We start from the raw sequence: 17,874 nt of genomic DNA on the forward strand, positions 1-17,874 counted from the left end.
CAAATTACTGTTTAAAACTATTCTAAATCATTACCATTAGTAGCGATAACTTTTTTATACCATTCAAAGCTCTTTTTCTTAGTTCTGGATAATGTTCCATTACCAAAATCATCACGGTCTACGTAAATAAATCCATATCGTTTACTCATCTCTCCTGTTGAGGCCGAGACTAGGTCGATACACCCCCAAGGAGTGTAACCAATTAAATCGACACCATCTATTTCAATCGCATCTCTCATTGCTTTGACATGAGCTCGTAAGTATTCGATTCTGTAATCATCATTAATAGAACCATCTTCATTTGGCGTATCTATTGCACCAAGTCCATTTTCAACGATAAATAATGGCTTTTGGTATCTATCATATAAGTTGTTTAAAGTAGTTCTTAGACCTAACGGATCAATCTGCCATCCCCATTCACTTTCTTCAAGGTACGGATTCTTGATGCCACTAAACATATTCCCAGATGTTTCTTTGCTTAATATTTCTGGATCTGTAGCAGTGACACGTGATGAATAATAAGAAAACGAAACAAAATCCACTGTGTTTTCCCTCAATATTTCCCTATCTTCATCGCTAATGTTAATTGAGATATTTTTCCGTTCAAATTCCTTTAATATATACGTAGGATAGTATCCCCGACTTTGTACATCAATAAAGAAATAATTCTGACGTTCGTTTTGCATTGCTTTAAATACATCCTCCGGACGGCAACTATATGGATAATTTGCTCCTGCAGCTAACATACAGCCTACCATATTTTCCGGATTAATTTCATGTGCAATTTTTGTTGCCCATGCTGATGCTACTAGTTCATGATGAACTGCTAAGTATTGATCTTGTTCTTTCGTTTCTTCATTATCAATTAGTAAGCCAGCACCCATAAAAGGTGCAAACATGATTATATTTATTTCGTTAAAAGTTAACCAATACTTCACCAAATCTTTATATCGTGTAAATAGAACAGTTACTAATCGTTTGTATAAATCAATCAACTTGCGATTTTTCCATCCACCATATTCAATTGATAAATGTATTGGACAATCAAAATGTGTAATTGTAACTAAGGGTTCAATACCATATTTTCTACACTCTTTGAATAAGTCTTCATAATACTTTAGACCTTCTTCATTTGGGTGAAGTTCATCTCCTTTTGGAAAAATACGACTCCAAGCAATAGATAAGCGATAAACTTTAAAACCCATTTCAGCAAACAAAGCAATATCTTCTTTATAGCGATGATACATATCGATGCCTTCTTTAGCAGGGTAATAGTGAGTGCTTTCAAATTCAAGCATCTGTTTTGTTCCCATCATTACAGGAAATCGATCAACACCATGAGGAATAAAATCTACATTAGCAAGACCTCTTCCTCCCAAATCGTAGGCACCTTCACATTGGTTTGCAGCAGTTGCGCCACCCCATAAGAAATCCTTTGGAAATCCCGACATATTACACCTCTTTTCTATAGTCAATTAGACAGTTTTCTCTAATTTGGTTTAGATTATCGCTTGTTAGATCTAGTACTTTTTCTAAGTAATTTTCAATTGATTGGTATTTCTGTTCTATTTCCTCAAAAGCCGCAAGAATGTAACTCTCTTTTGCACTCATTAGTGATTTCCGTAATTCTAAGATTTTCTTGTCTTTATACTTTTCTTCATATCGCGCCATTTTAAGAATATTATTTTCTTTATTCAATTGCTCTGTTAATAAATACTCTTCTATGATTGCTTCTTTTGACACACCCAGTGCAAGTAGAATTAACATCGCAGCAAATCCAGCTCTATCTTTTCCACCACGACAGTGGAAAATTATTGGTAGGTTCGACTTATCCTTAAACATATGAATGAATTTCTTATAGACCATTATTGCATCATCACCACTAACAAAGCGCTTCATTTCACCGATTAACAGTTGATCTGGGTTATCTAGAAAGTGCTTCATTTCATCGGGGATTTCTTTTAAAATATTATTATTTACTTTATCGTTTGAATCTTTTGCAGCTTCTTTAGCCACCATTGCATTTGGTGTAATGTTATAGTAAACTGCACCCTTAATAATATCGTCCGGTGCAGCTTCCACCTCTTCTAATGATCGAAAATCAACTACCGATTTTATTCCAACTTGTTCTAATAGATTAATATCCTCTTCCGATAAGTTGGTTAATGCCTGAGATCTAAAAATCAGGTTATTCTTTACCACATATCCATCTTTAGTACTAATACCACCTAGTCCTCTGAAATTTCGTATTCCAGTAAGTTTAATCTCATTCAGCACACTAAACATGATTTGACTCTAACTCTTTATTGTATTCAATAGTATCAATGCGTTTAACAAATGGAAGATACAGCGCTATGACTGCAACTAGTTGAATTATCTGTACTACTGCACCTTGCCAACCCGCAGCCATTACCCCAGAAATAACAGGTGGAATTATCTGAACAACATTTGCTGAAACTGGATTCATGAAACCGATTAATGTTGCTCCATAAGCAATAGCAATTGAAACAACTGGTGCTAATGACATTGGAATTAGCAAATATGGATTCATAACCATTGGAATTCCGAATTTCATAGGTTCAGAAATTGAAAAGAAACTTGGAATAATTGATAGCTTACCAACTGATTTAAAGTGTCGACTTTTACAGAAGAATAATAGAACTATTGCTAATGCTAAAGCACGTGGTCCTTTAAACGCTCCAATAAAAGACGTACTAATTATATATGGTATTGGTTGACCACTAGCTAAAGCCTCTAGATTTGCTGTAGCTTGAGTACTAAATAGTGCCGTCAAAAATACGTTTGTTACCATTGATCCGTGTATTCCAAAAAACCAGAACAATTCAGCAAGTAAAACAAGCGCATAAACCGACCAAATACTATTTCCTAAATTTGCTAGAGGAGCTTGTAGTAGAGAATATACTAAGTCATGAATATTTCCAAACGATGTTTGAGAAAACGATAGATTTATTCCTACAAATATCAGTACAGTCACTAGGTACGGAATAATAGAATTAAACATCTGTTTAATTGTTTCAGGAACACTGTCTGGAAATTTGATTTTAAACAACTTTCCTTGTAAGAAAAAGTAATAAATTTGAGGTGCAAGAAGTCCTACAATTATTGCCAAAAACATCCCTTTATTTCCTAGATATCCAGTACTTAATGCAAGCACTCCTTTGTCATCTTTTGTAAAAGGTGTAACTAATAAGAACATCAAGATTGACAGTATTATTGTTGAAACTGTATCTTGTTCTTTAATTTTTGCTAAAGCCCCAGATACAGAAGCAACAACATATAATGAAATAACACTGGCTGTCATTAATGCCATTAAATTAAGTCCATTTTTCAGAACATCAGGAAATGGCATTGCCCCAATATTCCACAGATCCCCCCAATTAATGATACTGGCATAATTCCCATCATACCCTGAGATATAGCCCTAATGTAGATATTGTTTTGAAATTTTATCATAACACCATCTAAATTTTTGATTATATTTTTCATAATAATCCTCCTTGACCCAATTGTAAGGGTATTCAAGTTGAATTAAGACTGACAAATTATTGTTATTGTCAGTCTTTATTGCAATATCTTTCCTGTGTTATTTTTTCTAACTATATATCAACGATGTCCTTTAAATACATCATGCAAATTAACATTTCTTATAAAGGTAGAGAAGTCAATAATATCTTCTGTACTAATCGTAAAACTTGAATCCATCCATTCTCTTAATGTAAATCCAAAAACATTTGCGACTGCTTTTCCAGCAAGATTAGACCCAAACCATCTGTTACCATTAATATCATATTTTCTTAATCTTTCTTGCGAACAATAAGTATCAAAAATTAATGATTCAAAGTATTTATCAACAGAGTGTTCTTTGTCATAAATATAGATATTTAAGTAGAAGTTTCTTTTACTATATATTTTATGATACATATATTTTAATGCCTCTCTATGCATGCCAACATGATACATATCATCAAATTGAAGCGTAAGCTCCTGATCATACGTCCACATTAACAATGCATAAATGTCACTGAAATAATTATAAAAGTTACTTCTAGAGACACCACTGTCCTTTATGATGTCACTAATTGAAATTGTCCTAATATCTGCCCCTTTTGATACAATCTTTATGAGGTTCTCAGACATTATTTTTTTACTTTCATGTTTCTTTATATCAATTGAATTTTTCATAGTGATACCCCACATTTACTTTTATTTTATCATTTTATTGATTAATTAACCAACTCCTTCTTTTCCTTCTAGAAAACATTCAATAAAAGCCAGCAGATTATTTCCCGCTGACTTTTAATCACACTTATTGATTAGTATCTATCACTGAACATTATTTCTATGATGGTGTCTTTCTTGTTGATTACCATGTCCTTGGTGGTGACCCTTCATAGTACCTGATTGAACATTCTCATTATAACGTGGGCATTCCTCGTGGTTAGCAGCTCTTCGTTCTTCAACTTCCTCACGACTCACCTCACGCTCAAGACGGTCACAATACCAACTTTCTTCATCAGTAGTCCTTCCTTTACGACTACCCACTCCATAGTCATCAGAAGCTGCATTGATTGGATTCAACGCTAATAGCATTACCACCATTCCAGTAAATACAGCAGTAAGAGCGATTAAGTACTTTCTATTTTTCATGGTTATTCCTCCTTTGACCTTACTTTACCAATAACTTATGACAAAATTATGACTTTATGTCATTTTTTGTCACAAGTCTAAAGATTAATTATGGTACGATTACAATAGAAAAGGTGATATTCATGAAAACTATCTTAATAAGTGATGACAACGATAACATAAGAGAAATCCTTGTGAACTATTTTAGAAATGAAGGCTATCGCGTTGATGAAGCCAGAGATGGACAAGAGACACTCTATTATTTTGATAATAATGGTTATGATATTATTCTTTTAGATGTCATGATGCCTCTTATTGATGGTTTTGAGGTATGTAAAACAATTCGCAGAACTTCCAACGTTCCTATTATAATGATAACTGCTCGTGGGGAAGATTATGACCGTATCATGGGTTTAGAAATAGGTGCTGATGACTACATCGTTAAACCATTTCTACTTGAAGAAGTGCATGCTCGAGTCAAGGCTATATTAAGAAGAATGAATCCTCAAGACACTCACAACAGCTTGAAATACTCTAATTTGTTTATCAGCCTTGATGATTACACTGTACGAATTGATAGCAAACCAGTTTCTCTAACTAAAAAAGAGATTGAAATATTATGGACTCTCGCTAATCACCCAAATCAAGTCTTTACTCGTGATCTTTTATTAGACAGTGTGTGGGGTATTGATTACTTTGGTGATTCTCGAACTGTTGATGCGCATATCAAAAGGCTTCGCGCTAAGCTTACGGATTTCAACACCAAAAACTGGAATGTCGCAACTGTTTGGGGAGTCGGCTATAAGTTTGAGGTGAATCAACATGAAGTATAAACTAACACAAAAACTCTTTTTATATTTTTCCTTAAGTCTTTTATCCTTTGCGATAATTATTGCTTTTAGTTTTTCTTCAATGTTCAAGCAATCAACACAAGAGCAAGCACGAGATGATTTACTTGAAAGAGCCCAAACGATTGCTCAATCAGTTTCTTCGTATCTCTTAGAACCAACAAATTCAACAGGAGGACATATGTCTGGAAAACACGGTATGAATAATCGTACAATTTCCACCTATCTAGAGTCTCTTGAAGCTGTCACGAGTGGAGAAGTTTGGATTGTGGATAAAGATATTCAAACGATCGGCCGAAGTCATATGCATGGGAACCTGAGCATTAATGATTTACCAAGCGATGGTGAGCAAATGATACGCGATGCCAGCCTTGGCAATGTTGTCTTTAGTGAAGGCTTTAGTTCTCTACTTAACTCTGAATCAATCAGTGTGGGAGTTCCTGTTTATACTGGTACTAGTGTTGCAGCAGTTGTTCTTCTCCATGCACCTTTGTCCAGTATTGATTCCGTGATTCAACAAGGCTATCAGCTCCTTGCACTCTATATTTTAATTGCCTTATTGATTTCAATTTTTCTTGCTTATTTCTTATCTCTAAGGTTTGTGAGACCTCTTATGAAAATGCGAGATGTATCATTGAGTATTCAAGATGGAGACTATACTGCCCAAACAAACATTCAACAAAATGATGAACTTGGTGAACTCGCTAGTTCTATTGATGAGTTGTCCAAGCAACTCCAAATGGCACAATCAGAACGAGATAAATTGAATTATATGCGAAATGAATTTTTTGCAGACATCTCCCATGAACTCCGCACTCCTGTTACTGTATTAAGTGGAACTCTTGAGACTTTGAATACGGCAACAGATGTGAATCAAGAACAGATACAGAATCAGATTTCAGTCATGCAGGATGAAGTAAAACATTTAAGCCAGCTAATTAATGATCTTCTTGATTATTCAAAACTTAATACTACAGATTTCTCATTAAATATGGAAACAGTTAATATTAATGACATAGTAAATGATGCCATTCGTTCTTCAAGACCACTTTCTAATGCAAAGTCGATTAATGTAACTTTTGAATCTGAGGAGTCAATTACTGTATTCTATGGAGACTATGTGCGTCTAAGACAAATGATTTCCATCATCTTAAATAATGCGATTAAGTTTTCTGATGAGTCTGGTACAGTTTCACTAAAACTTACCAATCAAACCCTAACAATTCAAGATCATGGTAAAGGTATCTCCAAAGAGGAACTCCCTTATATCTTTAATCGTTTCTATAAAGATGAAGGAACCGATAATGCACTAGGTAATGGAATCGGATTAGCAATAGCACAGCAAATTGCTAATAGACATGAGATAACTATTGAGGTTGAGAGTGAATTAGGTAAAGGCACAGCGTTTATTATTCACTTTCAATGATATAATTCAACCACTAAAAAGCTCTTCCGCAAGGAAGAGCTTTGATTATATTAAGCTATTTTTTTATGCAATCTATCGTATTCTTGCTCTTCAGCATACGCGCGATTATCAGCTATCCTAAAGAATGGATACCATATCACTGCGTTTACAACAATCATAGAAAGTGCAATAATCGCATACTTCCAGCCTCCAGTCATAAGTGCCTGGACAATACCTGGAGTTGTCCAAGGTAATTGTGCTGTTGGGTTAACTTGGGTTAGTCCTAATACGTACACTAATCCAATTCCAACTGCAGACATCACTGCCTGACCAAATACCATAGGAATAAAGAAATCAGGGTTCATCATGATTGGTGCTCCGAAGATAATTGGCTCATTGATATTGAATACAGATGGTACAATTGCGAGTTTTCGCAATGACTTATACCTTTCTGATTTGGCAGTAAACGAGGAGATAAGGAAGCCGTAGGTACCTCCCTGTCCACCAAAGGCATTTCCCGAACCAAGATATACTACAATCAGCAATAGATGTGGTATGGGTCTACCGGCATTGAATGCTTCAATATTCTCAGGCAAAATAGCCAACATCATTGGGAATATTAATCCGTAAAGCATATTAGGATGAATTCCAAAGAACCACAACATATTCGCAATCATAAAGAATATAATCATCGTAAATGGATTCGTCACAAAATTCTGTAGTGGTAATGTAAAGATTCCTACAATATTTTGTAATGAGTGAAATGGTGTATAGGAAAAACCAACACGAATAATAAACCACATTACGAAGATGATTGTTGCAATGATTGATGGACTTAGTGACGCGGAAACATTTGATGGAACACTTTCGGGAAGCTTAATTCCCAGCCCCTTTTCATTCATTTTCACAAAGAGGAAACTAGTAATGGAGGCTACAATAATTGCTGTAAATATAGCCATTCCCCGGTAAAATACTGAGAAAACGCATCAAACATTGGGAAAATTTCTGTATAAATTTCTGGTGCTGTACTTGCTATTTCATAATCAACACCCATTCTGAGTGAAGGCATTACGATAAAGAAAGAAGCTAGTGATATTAATCCAGCAGAAAGACCATCTTGATCTGATTTATTCGCATAAGTATACGAAAAATTAAATACAATAAAGAGAGATATAATCCCCGTAGTTGCAGCTACTAGACCATTGAAATGATCGGTTAAGCCTATGTTGCTTAGAAAATCGAGCCATCCTTGATAAGGGAAATTACCGACAATCATTATCATGGCAGCACCTACTGTAACAGGTGTTGTTCTCATGAATGCTTCTGATAGACTTCCAAAGAACTTGTTATTTGCCATGTAGTTAGCAATCGGACCTAAATACTTATTTAAGAACTTCTCCAATCCTTGCATAGTTACCTCCTCTACAATTCATTTCCGTTGGATTCAATAACTTTCTTATACCAATAAAAACTATCTTTTTTATATCGTTTTAGTTCTTTCGCATCGGTTTCATCACGGTCTACATATACGAAACCATAACGTTTTTGATAACCATTAAGCCAGCTTAATAGATCCGTAAAGCTCCACGTACAGTAACCTAATACTTCCACACCATCAGTGATTGCATCTTGAATTGCTTCGATATGTTTTCTAATATAATCAATGCGGTACTCATCATGAATTTCATCACCTTCAAGTTTATCGTACTCACCAAGACCGTTTTCAGTAATAAGAACTGGTAGATCATAGCGACTTGAAATGCGTCTCATGGCAATTCTCAAGCCTTGTGGATCAATAATCCAATCCCAGTTTGTTGTTTCAAGATTCTCGTTCGGTGCAGATTTAAAGAGTCCTGGGAGTCCTTGTTGTCCAGCTGTTCCTTTTTTACCAGAATAGTTCGGACCGCTTTGTTCGAGTTTTTCTTCAAGTTTCATGTCTGTAACTACAGAGGATTGATAGTAATTTAGTCCCATAAAGTCAGGCTTTCCTGCTTTAAGTAGTTCTTCATCTCCTTCACGAATATCGAAATCTAGTCCCATTTTCCCAAATTGTTTTAATACAAACTTAGGATATCTTCCCCAAGCATAGACATCCATCCAGAGGTCAGCCATAATTGCGTTTACATTTTCATTTGCCAATACTGATTCAGGTCGTGTGTCTAGTGCGTAAGCAGGACCATATGCAAAACTTGGTCCAATTTGGCCCTGATATCCACCTTCACGGAATGCTTTAATAACAGAAGCGTTCGCAAGGTTTGCAATGTGATTTGCCTTTGCCATACGGGATAAATCACTCACTCCAGGAGGATGGGAAGCCATCATATAGCCGTGCGTAATAAACACATTTTGTTCATTGATTGATACCCAATATTTAACACGTTCACCTAGCTTATCAAATAGAATTTTTGAATAGTTCGTAAAGTCATCAATTACTTCGCGAGATTCCCATCCTAAATATTCGTCCTGTAAAGCTTGGGGAATATCCCAGTGATAAAGAGTAACAATCGGTTCAATATTATATTTCAGTAGCTCATCAACCAAATCACTATAAAATTGAAGTCCATTTTCATTTATCTCGCCTCGCCCTTTCGGTAATACACGAGACCAAGAAACGGAGAAACGATAAGCCTTTAATCCTTGTTCAGCCATCAACTTTACATCTTCTTTATATCGATGATAATGATCAACAGCTACATCACCATTACTACCCTTGAACGTTTTTCCTTCTATTTTTGAAAAATTATCCCACACTGATGGACCTTTTCCATCTTCGTCATAAGCACCTTCAACTTGATATGCTGCTGATGCTGAACCCCAAAGAAAGTCCTTCGGGAATGAATCTTTTACAAAATGATACATAACATCATCTCCTTTATCTTCTACCTTAATAATAGAACACAAAAAAACCAGTGTAAACACTTACATTGGTTTTAGGTACGTATTACGGCATCGGTACACAGTGTACCTTGTAATGCTCAATTATCCTCGTTTTATCAACAGTATCTTCAATTTGACGGAATTTGTTCCTTATTGCCCAGTTCATGAAGCTTACGTATGACCGTTTCAATTATATATACTACCGGAATTTGAGACGTGAAATCCACATTAAATATGAATCGATCCAGAGTAACGTAGTAAGCAATATTTAAATCTGTCTCAGACGCCAAAGAGTTCATTGAATTATTAGTTATCGATATTGTATAGGTGAAATGGGGTTCTATTGTTTGAGCTATTGTTACTAACTCACGCGTTTCACCTGATGTTGAAAAAAAGATGAGATTACTCGTCTCATTAGATAAATCTTTTCCTAGGTAATATGGTAATCCCGCATCTTGATAATATAAGCTGAGATGACCTAGGGAATTGAGCAATCTTGAAAAGTACTCGGCCATGATTCCAGAAGAACCGATTCCTACACAAAAAGTTACATCAGCTTGTGCAATTCTTCCAACAAGCTTATCTATCTTATCCTCAAAGTCACTTTCAAACACTAAAGGTTCTTTGTAACTTAGCTGCGAAAGGTTTGATGTAATAATCGATGCATCTCGCACCAGTTTTTTATGAATATCAAGTTTGAGCTCAGTAAAACTATCATAGCCCACTCTCTTTACAAATCGAATGATTGTTGAAGGCGAAACATGAGTGGCATCAGCAAGCTCTCTCACTCTCATTAAACTGGAAATTTCTGGATTATGAACGATATAATTTATTATCGAACGATCAATTTCTGATAGTGAATCATAGTCGATATTGTTGAACATACTTAGACCCCCATATATTTTCTATTATACATTGAGGTTGGTGTTCAAACAAATACTTAGTCTAGCGATTAGTCTTTCTATTTGTCTTTATATTTTGATAAAGGAGCACGTTTCCATTCTTGTTCAGTTTCTTGACTAGGTTTGTATTTATTCTCAGTACACTTTATAGCACCATTTTTACACTCGATAGGAATAATGCCTCCACATTCACTACAAATATTATTTACATAACGTTTTGGCTTTTCGACAAGATTAATAATCTCTGATTTATCCGAGATACTATCTTCTCTGTTGTTTACCTCAAAATTATACTCCACACTTACGTTATCTATTAATGATTGCTTTCTATTCACCTGCTTTTTCTTTTGTTTTGAAGATCTTGAAATTCTTTGACTTGGTGAAACGCTCGTATCTCTTGAATCATAGTTCCATTGCTTATTTTTTGCACTCTTCTTAAAAGTATGATTTTTATTCGATTTATTTTGTACTTTGGTTAGATTGTTAGTTGATTCCTGAGGCTGTTTTTCAGTATCTGGTTTGGTAATTTGCAACTTTTTTTGTTGAACAGTATTGTTGCTTGGGAGAAAACTATGATTGAGCATCCTAAAGTTGTGTATCTTTTCAATTCTATCACTTGAAGAAAGAATAACAGGGTCTTGAGAATGATAATGAACTCGAATAACATCACATTTTTCTGATGACTTGGATGCTACAGTTACAACAATTTTTTCCCACTCCCAAGCATTTAGTCTTGGTTTTTTAAATAAAAGTAATAATGCAATTTCATTATCATTGTGAACTATCTTAAAGTATTTCTTGTGTTCGTCTTTGTCTTCTTCATCCGCACAATAATAATTCTTTGCTTCAATAAGTTTATTCGGGCTTAACTTGTATTCTTTTTCAAGATACGTTTCGAGCCATCCAGAATTAAAAACTCCAGTTTTTTGTAAAATAAAAATAGATAATGTTTTCATGTTCTCTCCTTTTCTTAATCTATCCTATTTAACCTTATTTTGTTATAGAGTATCATCTATTATCCAGAAAGGAATATTTTCATGTTTATTAGTAATCAATTATGTAATTCTTTGGTAGTTCTCTTGATTCCATTATATCTCTTTTCACTTTATTGTACATAAAAAGCATCCTTTCATTGATTTGAAAAGATGCTTTTGACTGTATATTTATTAAACTATGCTACTTTATCAAAAAACATTTGATTGTTCGGACTTTCATTAAATCCAAGTCGCTCGTATAATGCGATAGCTTTTTCATTCGATGGTGATACCTCAAGTCTAAATCTAACAACATCATCAAAGCTGTTTGTAATTGTTTCTAAAACTTTCGAACCGTACCCTTTTCCTCTGTATTGCTCAATAATATGAAATTCTTCAATCCAAATAACCCTTTGAGCGATCTCAGTAGAAAACATTTCTGTTCCTAGCACATATCCCATGATAGATTCATCATCATTAACAATAAACCAACCGTGTACACCTTTTCCATCCATCATAGCATTGAAGTTTCTTGTAAATACATCAATATTTGCTGGGGTGTAACTTGCAGGACTTGAATGAAATTCTGTAGCAAGTTCAATATAATCATTTAAAGACTCTTCTTTAAAGCTTATTAGTTTCATACTGTTTTCCTCCTTCACAACAAGGTCTCATTATAAAATATAAAGAAGGTTACTGCAAGAAAAATTGATCGATTACAATATAGCAGACAATTCTGTTAGTAAGTAATAAGTGATGTTACAATTACAGAAAAGGTAGACATGACAATCATGACTACCTTAAAAACAAATGAACACTACGGTTTACTATTATTGTGAATTTAGTTTCTCTCCATTACTTTTAATTATTTCTTTATACCAATAGAAAGATTTTTTCTTGAATCGATTAAGTGTCCCGTTTCCATTATTGTCTTTATCAACATAGATGAATCCATATCGCTTTTCCATTTCCCCTGTTGACACACTTACTAAATCAATTCCACCCCAAGAAGTATAACCTAACACCTCAATTCCGTCTTCCTCTATTGCTTTATTTATTTCAAGAAGATGGTCATTTATGTATGAAATTCTATAGTCATCTTCGATTTCTGCATCTTCATGAAAACTATCATACGCTCCAAGTCCATTTTCTACTACAAATAATGGTTTTTGAAATTTGGAATATAATCTATTTAGTGAAATTCTTAGTCCAACTGGATCGATTGTCCATCCCCAATCCGATACTTTAAGGTAGGGATTTTGTTCTCCGATAGAAACATTACCAGTTACCATCTCCCTCGGCGTAGCAGAAATTACGCTGCTGTGATAGTAACTTAACGAAATGAAGTCAACACACCCTTCTCTCAAAATCTTTTCTTCCTCTTGGGTTATCACAAGGTCTATTCCCATTTTTTTATATTCATATAATTTTTGCTTAGGATATCGTCCATTACTCTGAACTTCACAGTAAAAATCTAGAATATTACTCATTTTTTGTTGCTCTAATTGATCTTCTGGACTACAGGTGGCGGCATATGAAGCGGCATATGCAATCATCATTCCAACCTGAAAATCTTGATTAATCAACTTAGATTTTCTAACAACTGAAGCACTCGCAATAAACTGATTATGTGTTGCTACTGCAATAGTTTGAGGATTGACTTCTTTTAATCCTGCTGCATTGAATGGGATACTTCTTATTGCGTTAATCTCATTAAAGGTCAACCAATATTTGACTTTACTTTTGTATCGTTCCATTACTGTTAATGCGAACTTTTCGAAAAAATTAATTACTTTCCTATTTATCCACCCGTCATACTTGTTTACTAAAGTAAGAGGCATTTCATAGTGAGAGAGAGTCACTAACGGTTCAATATTGTTTTTTAATAACTCACTAAATAAGTTGTCATAAAATACTAGACCTTCCTCATTTGGTTCATCATCATCTCCATTTGGGAATATTCGTGACCACGAAATCGAAATCCGCAAACAGTTAACTCCCATTTCAGCTAACAAAGTAATATCTTCTTTATATCTGTGATAAAAATCTATTCCCTCATGAGAAGGATAGTACACTCCTTCTTCACAGATAAATTCAGATTGCATTTCAGTTCCTTTATAGAATAATGCTCGTTCTCTCTTCAACTCTCCATCAATAATATATGAAATTAATCGTTCACCATCATTATTTTTCACTGCAATTACATCAGCTACACTTAATCCTTTTCCACCAGACAAGTATGCTCCTTCAACTTGATTTGCAGCAAGGGCTGTACCCCATAAAAAGTCTTTGTTAAATTTCAATTTACTATCTCCTTACTATTTACGTATTACTGTGTGTTTTGTTCCTCTTGCAACGCCTTCTGATCATCGATTCTGAAAAATGGATAATACATTAGGAACGACATCAAAATTGCTACAATTGTAATTATTAACATACCTAATCCACCCATGACGAAGTTTGAAATAAAGTATGGAGTTACCCATGGCATTGATGCTGTCGGATTAATTGATATTGGTATCAATTTTGATATCAGTAATGCCGCGCCTGAAGAAACAGCACACGTAAACACCATTGGAAATAAGTAAATAGGATTTAGAACTAATGGAAATCCAAATACAACAGGCTCGTTAATATTGAATAAATTTGGTACAATCACTAGCTTACTCATTGACTTATACTTTTCTGATTTTGCAAATAGAGTTCCTATTGATAATCCTAGAGTATTGCCCGTTGCCCCGATATTAAGAACAAGTGAAACAATCATAAAGTCTAAATATGGCAAAGGCTGACCAGCAACAAACGCCTCAATATTCGCTAAAATTATCGGATAGGTCATTACAGAGTAAGTCGATAATATTGGACTAGGATGCAGACCGAAGAACCAACACAAATTGGCAAACATATAAACGGCTACTTTTCCCCATGGAGATGATCCAAGCAGCATTACAGGTTTGGTAATTATCGTAGTGAAGAAGGTAAAGATATCTCCATACGAAGTAAATGTGAAACCGTATTTAACTGAAAAAGCAATAATGAAAATAATCATTCCTATGAATATAGGTGATATTGAATCTGAAACCATTGGTGGCACTGAGTCTGGAAGTTTTATTTTTATGTTTTTATCTTCAAGTTTACCATAAATGTAAGGAATGGATAGACCACAAAGCATGGCTACAAAAACACCATTACTTCCAAGTTTAGATAATTCGATAAAAGTCGAGTTTCTACCATTCACCTCAATTACACTTAGAGGAATCAATGATAAAAATGAAGCCATTGTAATAACTAAAACAGTAATTGGATTTCTATTATCATTTTTTGCATAGTGATATGCAATAGAACCTACCAAATATATTGCTATTAGTGTTAAAGTTGTGCTTACAAAGTCTAAACCAACTTTGCTTAGACCACTAGATGTTAGAAAATTCTGCCAAGCTTCTATCGGTAAATTCACTAATATCGCTATAATAGATGCACCTAATGTAATAACCATTGTGGACATAAACCCACCTGTTAGCGCAACAACAAACTTATTTGTACTCAATTTACTCGTAATTGGATTAATTATTTTTTCCAAATACACTTGAAATTTATTCATATTCTTTCTCCTTTTATATTCAAATTATATATAGAATAATATATTCTTTCTCACCACTTCTTAATGTAATCATAGCGCTTTCTTAAACAAACTTTTACCACAACTAGATTATAGATACGAATTCTCGTATAATAATCTTAGGTGATACAATGATCCAAAGTTCTCTATTTCTCAATAATACTGAGTTCATTACTAATCCGGACTACACTTTCATTCATGCAAAACGAATCATAACGGATCTTAATCAGATAACCCAATACGTTGATTTATATTTTGATGAAATTGTAATCCTACAATTGAATTGCGGTGAGATATGTGTAAGTGCTGATAGCAATACAATACATGTTTCTAAAGGACAAATATTGTATTTAGGAAATCATCATCCTTATGATATTTTATTTTCAAAAGGAAAAATCGATGTAACTGTTATATATGTAAAAAGGGAGTATATTTATGACCATATTAGAGTTACAACCTTAATTAATGATACCTTATTTTTTGAATGTAATTCTCAGATAAAGAAACTTTTTGAGAGCATTTTAGTTAATTTGCCTCTAGATACACCTGCGAGTAATTTAGTAGTAAAAGGAGACACTCTCTCATTGATTGGACATGTGCTTTCTTTTTCAAATCGAGTAGACGGCTTAGAAAATGCTGGTTATAGCAAAAAAATACAGGAATTATGTGAGTATATTAAAGATAATTATCCAACTAAAATTACTCTTAACGATCTGAGTTTGAAATTTGGATACTCTAATCAATACATATCCACGTTATTCAAAAAGGAGCTAAACACTACTTTTCTCGAGTACCTAACCTACAAAAGAATTCAAAGAGCAAAGTACCTTCTAAGTACTACCAATGATAGAATAGTTGATATTTCTTATGCTTGTGGGTTTTCAGACGAAAGAAGGTTTATTACACACTTTAAAAAACGCTATGGTGTTACTCCTGCACGTTTTAGAAAGATGCTGAAAGACGGAGCAGATCAATAGTATTGTACTTAATTTGATTAATTATTATTATAAAACAAGTATTATTTTTCTTAATAATGAAATAGTATTATTAGTTCAATTAATGTTAGATTGCATCATATCACATAATATTAATTTAAAAAATAGAACCTCTATAATCTCTTTCTAGCGCTTAGCTAAATCAGAAACTATAGAGGCTCTTTATTTATAGTATATTTAGTAATGTATAACTTAGTATTATATTACATCTCATGATTACAGACAATTTGTCACTCATGGCGGACTTAAGTTGATTAACAATAAAAGAAAAATCATTAGAGTTTTTGATATATAAGATCAAGCTTAAATCATAATAGAAGACATATGAACTCTTCACTCAATAAAAGTTTCTATTAATGAGTATTCCGAAACCTTAATTTCTTCTACAAAAGATTCGTAACTATCTTGTTCTTGAGGGACGTAGAACTTATAGGTGAAAATATCACCACCTCCGTAAAGAGTACCCAGACGAACAAAAGACTTCGAGTCATACTCATCAGTTGGTTGTAGAAAACCTCCTTGCGACGACTCAAGAATATGAACATAGGTAGTGATTTGATTGTAGTCATTACGTTTATCAAGGCGACGCTTGTACTTGGTATCAATTGGAACACCATTTACTTCGAAATCGGGATATCGATGCTGTTGTGTTTCTTCAAAAAGTTGCTTGAATAGCTTCAGTGTTCCCAAATGACTTTTTCTTCCATAGTGATTCCAATTGGTAATCTTATGAATATATTCTTCCCATAACCACGCTACATCTATAATAACACCTTGCACTTGCATTTCATCATTACCATAGCCTGTCTTATTATCTTTAAGTATTTGAAGACATAAACGTTGTAATGATGAATATTCTTCATAATAGCCATGTTTTATTGGATTTAATAAGTTATTTCTTACTACGGCTTCCCTGCATTGATATGAAAAAGAGTGTGTCATTTCTTTAATTGTACGAATATTTTCTCTTGTTACATCATTCTGAGTGAGAATGTGGCTCTTCTCTTTTTGAATTTTTTCAATTGTATGGCGTATCAGTTGCGTTATTTTATTATCATAACTAAACTCTCTTGTTGTATATGCAACCTTCCCTGTGAACGGTGAATTGTATTTTATTTGACTCGCAACATCAATTCTTCCTTTTATATTTGCATCATTATAACTCTTTTCTACATATTCTTTGTATACTCCCTTTTTCATTGCCTCATTTAAAAAATATGGAAAAACGTACATAAGCAAATCATAATATGATTGCATATTATCACTATTCAGACTACTACTAACAACATTAAAGTTTAATACTTTCTGCATCATATATCTTAGAAAGAAATCTTCATTACTCTTTTCCATGAACCTCGATTGAATCTGAATAACATCATTATTATAGCTTAGCAATCCAACAATATTTCTTGTCCAAATTTTTCCATTGCTTAATTGAAAAATATAGTTGTCATTTTCTAAATCTTTGGACTCCGAAGTTTGTGTAGGAAAAACAATAAAGTTTTCACTTCTCAAGGTTGAAATGTCTTTATTTAGTAGTTGCTTGATTATTGGATGATCAGTCAAATCGCTACAGACTATACTATTATCGTTTAGCAATGTCATAG

Annotated in this window: 18 protein-coding genes; 3 read left to right on the forward strand and 15 right to left on the reverse strand. The window is 33.8% G+C overall.

The annotated features are described in order from the left end of the window. Positions 1 to 17 precede the first annotated feature (17 nt). The 6 genes from G7059_RS10105 to G7059_RS10130 all read right to left on the reverse strand — a co-directional run bounded on the left by G7059_RS10105 (position 18) and on the right by G7059_RS10130 (position 4,668). The gene (locus G7059_RS10105; RefSeq protein ID WP_166081978.1) at positions 18 to 1,451 is read right to left on the reverse strand and encodes a 6-phospho-beta-glucosidase; all 1,434 of its coding nucleotides are present in this window, start codon (positions 1,449 to 1,451) and stop codon (positions 18 to 20) included. A 1-nt stretch (position 1,452) separates the two neighbouring features. After that, the gene (locus tag G7059_RS10110; protein ID WP_166081980.1) at positions 1,453 to 2,286 is read right to left on the reverse strand and encodes a tyrosine-protein phosphatase; all 834 of its coding nucleotides are present in this window, start codon (positions 2,284 to 2,286) and stop codon (positions 1,453 to 1,455) included. Then, on the reverse strand, positions 2,279 to 3,370 hold the full coding sequence (locus G7059_RS10115) for a PTS sugar transporter subunit IIC (protein ID WP_166081981.1): 1,092 nt from the start codon (positions 3,368 to 3,370) through the stop codon (positions 2,279 to 2,281). The genes G7059_RS10110 and G7059_RS10115 overlap by 8 nt, the downstream gene beginning before the upstream one ends. Next, complete coding sequence (locus G7059_RS10120) at positions 3,349 to 3,507, reverse strand: hypothetical protein (protein WP_166081982.1); 159 nt, start codon at positions 3,505 to 3,507, stop codon at positions 3,349 to 3,351. Before G7059_RS10120 ends, G7059_RS10115 begins: the two co-directional genes overlap by 22 nt. A 117-nt stretch (positions 3,508 to 3,624) precedes the next feature. Continuing rightward, positions 3,625 to 4,203, reverse strand: coding sequence for a TetR/AcrR family transcriptional regulator (locus G7059_RS10125; protein ID WP_166081983.1), 579 nt, complete (start codon positions 4,201 to 4,203; stop codon positions 3,625 to 3,627). A 141-nt stretch (positions 4,204 to 4,344) separates the two neighbouring features. After that, positions 4,345 to 4,668, reverse strand: coding sequence for a hypothetical protein (locus tag G7059_RS10130; protein WP_166081984.1), 324 nt, complete (start codon positions 4,666 to 4,668; stop codon positions 4,345 to 4,347). A gap of 122 nt (positions 4,669 to 4,790) precedes the next feature. Here G7059_RS10130 and G7059_RS10135 point away from each other — a divergent pair, with 122 nt between their 5' ends. Beyond that, positions 4,791 to 5,480 carry a response regulator transcription factor gene (locus G7059_RS10135; RefSeq protein ID WP_166081985.1) on the forward strand — a complete coding sequence of 230 codons (690 nt, stop codon included), beginning with the start codon at positions 4,791 to 4,793 and terminating at the stop codon, positions 5,478 to 5,480. Beyond that, positions 5,470 to 6,921 carry a HAMP domain-containing sensor histidine kinase gene (locus G7059_RS10140; RefSeq protein WP_166081986.1) on the forward strand — a complete coding sequence of 484 codons (1,452 nt, stop codon included), beginning with the start codon at positions 5,470 to 5,472 and terminating at the stop codon, positions 6,919 to 6,921. The genes G7059_RS10135 and G7059_RS10140 overlap by 11 nt, the downstream gene beginning before the upstream one ends. Before the next feature lie 50 nt (positions 6,922 to 6,971). Here the strand turns inward: G7059_RS10140 and G7059_RS10145 are convergent, their stop codons facing one another. From G7059_RS10145 to G7059_RS10175, 8 genes are all read right to left on the reverse strand, one after another. Then, a complete protein-coding gene (locus G7059_RS10145; protein WP_205700214.1) occupies positions 6,972 to 7,859 on the reverse strand; it encodes a PTS transporter subunit EIIC in 888 nt (295 codons plus the stop codon). Continuing rightward, the gene (locus G7059_RS10430; RefSeq protein WP_205700215.1) at positions 7,832 to 8,311 is read right to left on the reverse strand and encodes a hypothetical protein; all 480 of its coding nucleotides are present in this window, start codon (positions 8,309 to 8,311) and stop codon (positions 7,832 to 7,834) included. The genes G7059_RS10145 and G7059_RS10430 overlap by 28 nt, the downstream gene beginning before the upstream one ends. Before the next feature lie 11 nt (positions 8,312 to 8,322). After that, the gene (locus tag G7059_RS10150; protein ID WP_166081987.1) at positions 8,323 to 9,759 is read right to left on the reverse strand and encodes a glycoside hydrolase family 1 protein; all 1,437 of its coding nucleotides are present in this window, start codon (positions 9,757 to 9,759) and stop codon (positions 8,323 to 8,325) included. Positions 9,760 to 9,905: 146 nt separating this feature from the next. Beyond that, entirely contained in the window at positions 9,906 to 10,661 is a 756-nt protein-coding gene (locus G7059_RS10155) for a MurR/RpiR family transcriptional regulator (protein WP_166081988.1), read from the reverse strand. Between the two features lie 77 nt (positions 10,662 to 10,738). After that, the gene (locus tag G7059_RS10160; RefSeq protein ID WP_166081990.1) at positions 10,739 to 11,635 is read right to left on the reverse strand and encodes a hypothetical protein; all 897 of its coding nucleotides are present in this window, start codon (positions 11,633 to 11,635) and stop codon (positions 10,739 to 10,741) included. Positions 11,636 to 11,850: 215 nt separating this feature from the next. Continuing rightward, positions 11,851 to 12,297 (reverse strand): N-acetyltransferase, encoded by a 447-nt coding sequence (locus G7059_RS10165; protein ID WP_166081991.1) that lies wholly within the window; start codon positions 12,295 to 12,297, stop codon positions 11,851 to 11,853. A gap of 186 nt (positions 12,298 to 12,483) precedes the next feature. Continuing rightward, positions 12,484 to 13,956 carry a family 1 glycosylhydrolase gene (locus G7059_RS10170; RefSeq protein ID WP_166081992.1) on the reverse strand — a complete coding sequence of 491 codons (1,473 nt, stop codon included), beginning with the start codon at positions 13,954 to 13,956 and terminating at the stop codon, positions 12,484 to 12,486. A 26-nt stretch (positions 13,957 to 13,982) separates the two neighbouring features. After that, a complete protein-coding gene (locus tag G7059_RS10175; protein ID WP_166081994.1) occupies positions 13,983 to 15,254 on the reverse strand; it encodes a PTS sugar transporter subunit IIC in 1,272 nt (423 codons plus the stop codon). A 149-nt stretch (positions 15,255 to 15,403) separates the two neighbouring features. Between G7059_RS10175 and G7059_RS10180 the strand changes: the two genes are divergently transcribed. Further along, entirely contained in the window at positions 15,404 to 16,249 is an 846-nt protein-coding gene (locus G7059_RS10180) for an AraC family transcriptional regulator (protein WP_166081995.1), read from the forward strand. A gap of 351 nt (positions 16,250 to 16,600) precedes the next feature. Here G7059_RS10180 and G7059_RS10185 read toward each other — a convergent pair whose 3' ends face one another. Further along, complete coding sequence (locus tag G7059_RS10185; RefSeq protein ID WP_166081996.1) at positions 16,601 to 17,872, reverse strand: guanosine 5'-monophosphate oxidoreductase; 1,272 nt, start codon at positions 17,870 to 17,872, stop codon at positions 16,601 to 16,603. Positions 17,873 to 17,874: the final 2 nt, after the last annotated feature.

Source organism: Erysipelothrix sp. HDW6A (assembly GCF_011400295.1).
GTDB lineage: Bacteria > Bacillota_I > Bacilli_A > Erysipelotrichales > Erysipelotrichaceae > Erysipelothrix.

Coding starts and splice junctions, on each gene's coding strand:
- G7059_RS10105 (WP_166081978.1), bottom strand. CDS start 1,451: ATGTCGGGATTTCCAAAGGATTTCTTATGGGGTGGCGCAACTGCTGCA.
- G7059_RS10110 (WP_166081980.1), bottom strand. CDS start 2,286: ATGTTTAGTGTGCTGAATGAGATTAAACTTACTGGAATACGAAATTTC.
- G7059_RS10115 (WP_166081981.1), bottom strand. CDS start 3,370: ATGCCATTTCCTGATGTTCTGAAAAATGGACTTAATTTAATGGCATTA.
- G7059_RS10120 (WP_166081982.1), bottom strand. CDS start 3,507: ATGAAAAATATAATCAAAAATTTAGATGGTGTTATGATAAAATTTCAA.
- G7059_RS10125 (WP_166081983.1), bottom strand. CDS start 4,203: ATGAAAAATTCAATTGATATAAAGAAACATGAAAGTAAAAAAATAATG.
- G7059_RS10130 (WP_166081984.1), bottom strand. CDS start 4,668: ATGAAAAATAGAAAGTACTTAATCGCTCTTACTGCTGTATTTACTGGA.
- G7059_RS10135 (WP_166081985.1), top strand. CDS start 4,791: ATGAAAACTATCTTAATAAGTGATGACAACGATAACATAAGAGAAATC.
- G7059_RS10140 (WP_166081986.1), top strand. CDS start 5,470: ATGAAGTATAAACTAACACAAAAACTCTTTTTATATTTTTCCTTAAGT.
- G7059_RS10145 (WP_205700214.1), bottom strand. CDS start 7,859: ATGGCTATATTTACAGCAATTATTGTAGCCTCCATTACTAGTTTCCTC.
- G7059_RS10430 (WP_205700215.1), bottom strand. CDS start 8,311: ATGCAAGGATTGGAGAAGTTCTTAAATAAGTATTTAGGTCCGATTGCT.
- G7059_RS10150 (WP_166081987.1), bottom strand. CDS start 9,759: ATGTATCATTTTGTAAAAGATTCATTCCCGAAGGACTTTCTTTGGGGT.
- G7059_RS10155 (WP_166081988.1), bottom strand. CDS start 10,661: ATGTTCAACAATATCGACTATGATTCACTATCAGAAATTGATCGTTCG.
- G7059_RS10160 (WP_166081990.1), bottom strand. CDS start 11,635: ATGAAAACATTATCTATTTTTATTTTACAAAAAACTGGAGTTTTTAAT.
- G7059_RS10165 (WP_166081991.1), bottom strand. CDS start 12,297: ATGAAACTAATAAGCTTTAAAGAAGAGTCTTTAAATGATTATATTGAA.
- G7059_RS10175 (WP_166081994.1), bottom strand. CDS start 15,254: ATGAATAAATTTCAAGTGTATTTGGAAAAAATAATTAATCCAATTACG.
- G7059_RS10180 (WP_166081995.1), top strand. CDS start 15,404: ATGATCCAAAGTTCTCTATTTCTCAATAATACTGAGTTCATTACTAAT.
- G7059_RS10185 (WP_166081996.1), bottom strand. CDS start 17,872: ATGACATTGCTAAACGATAATAGTATAGTCTGTAGCGATTTGACTGAT.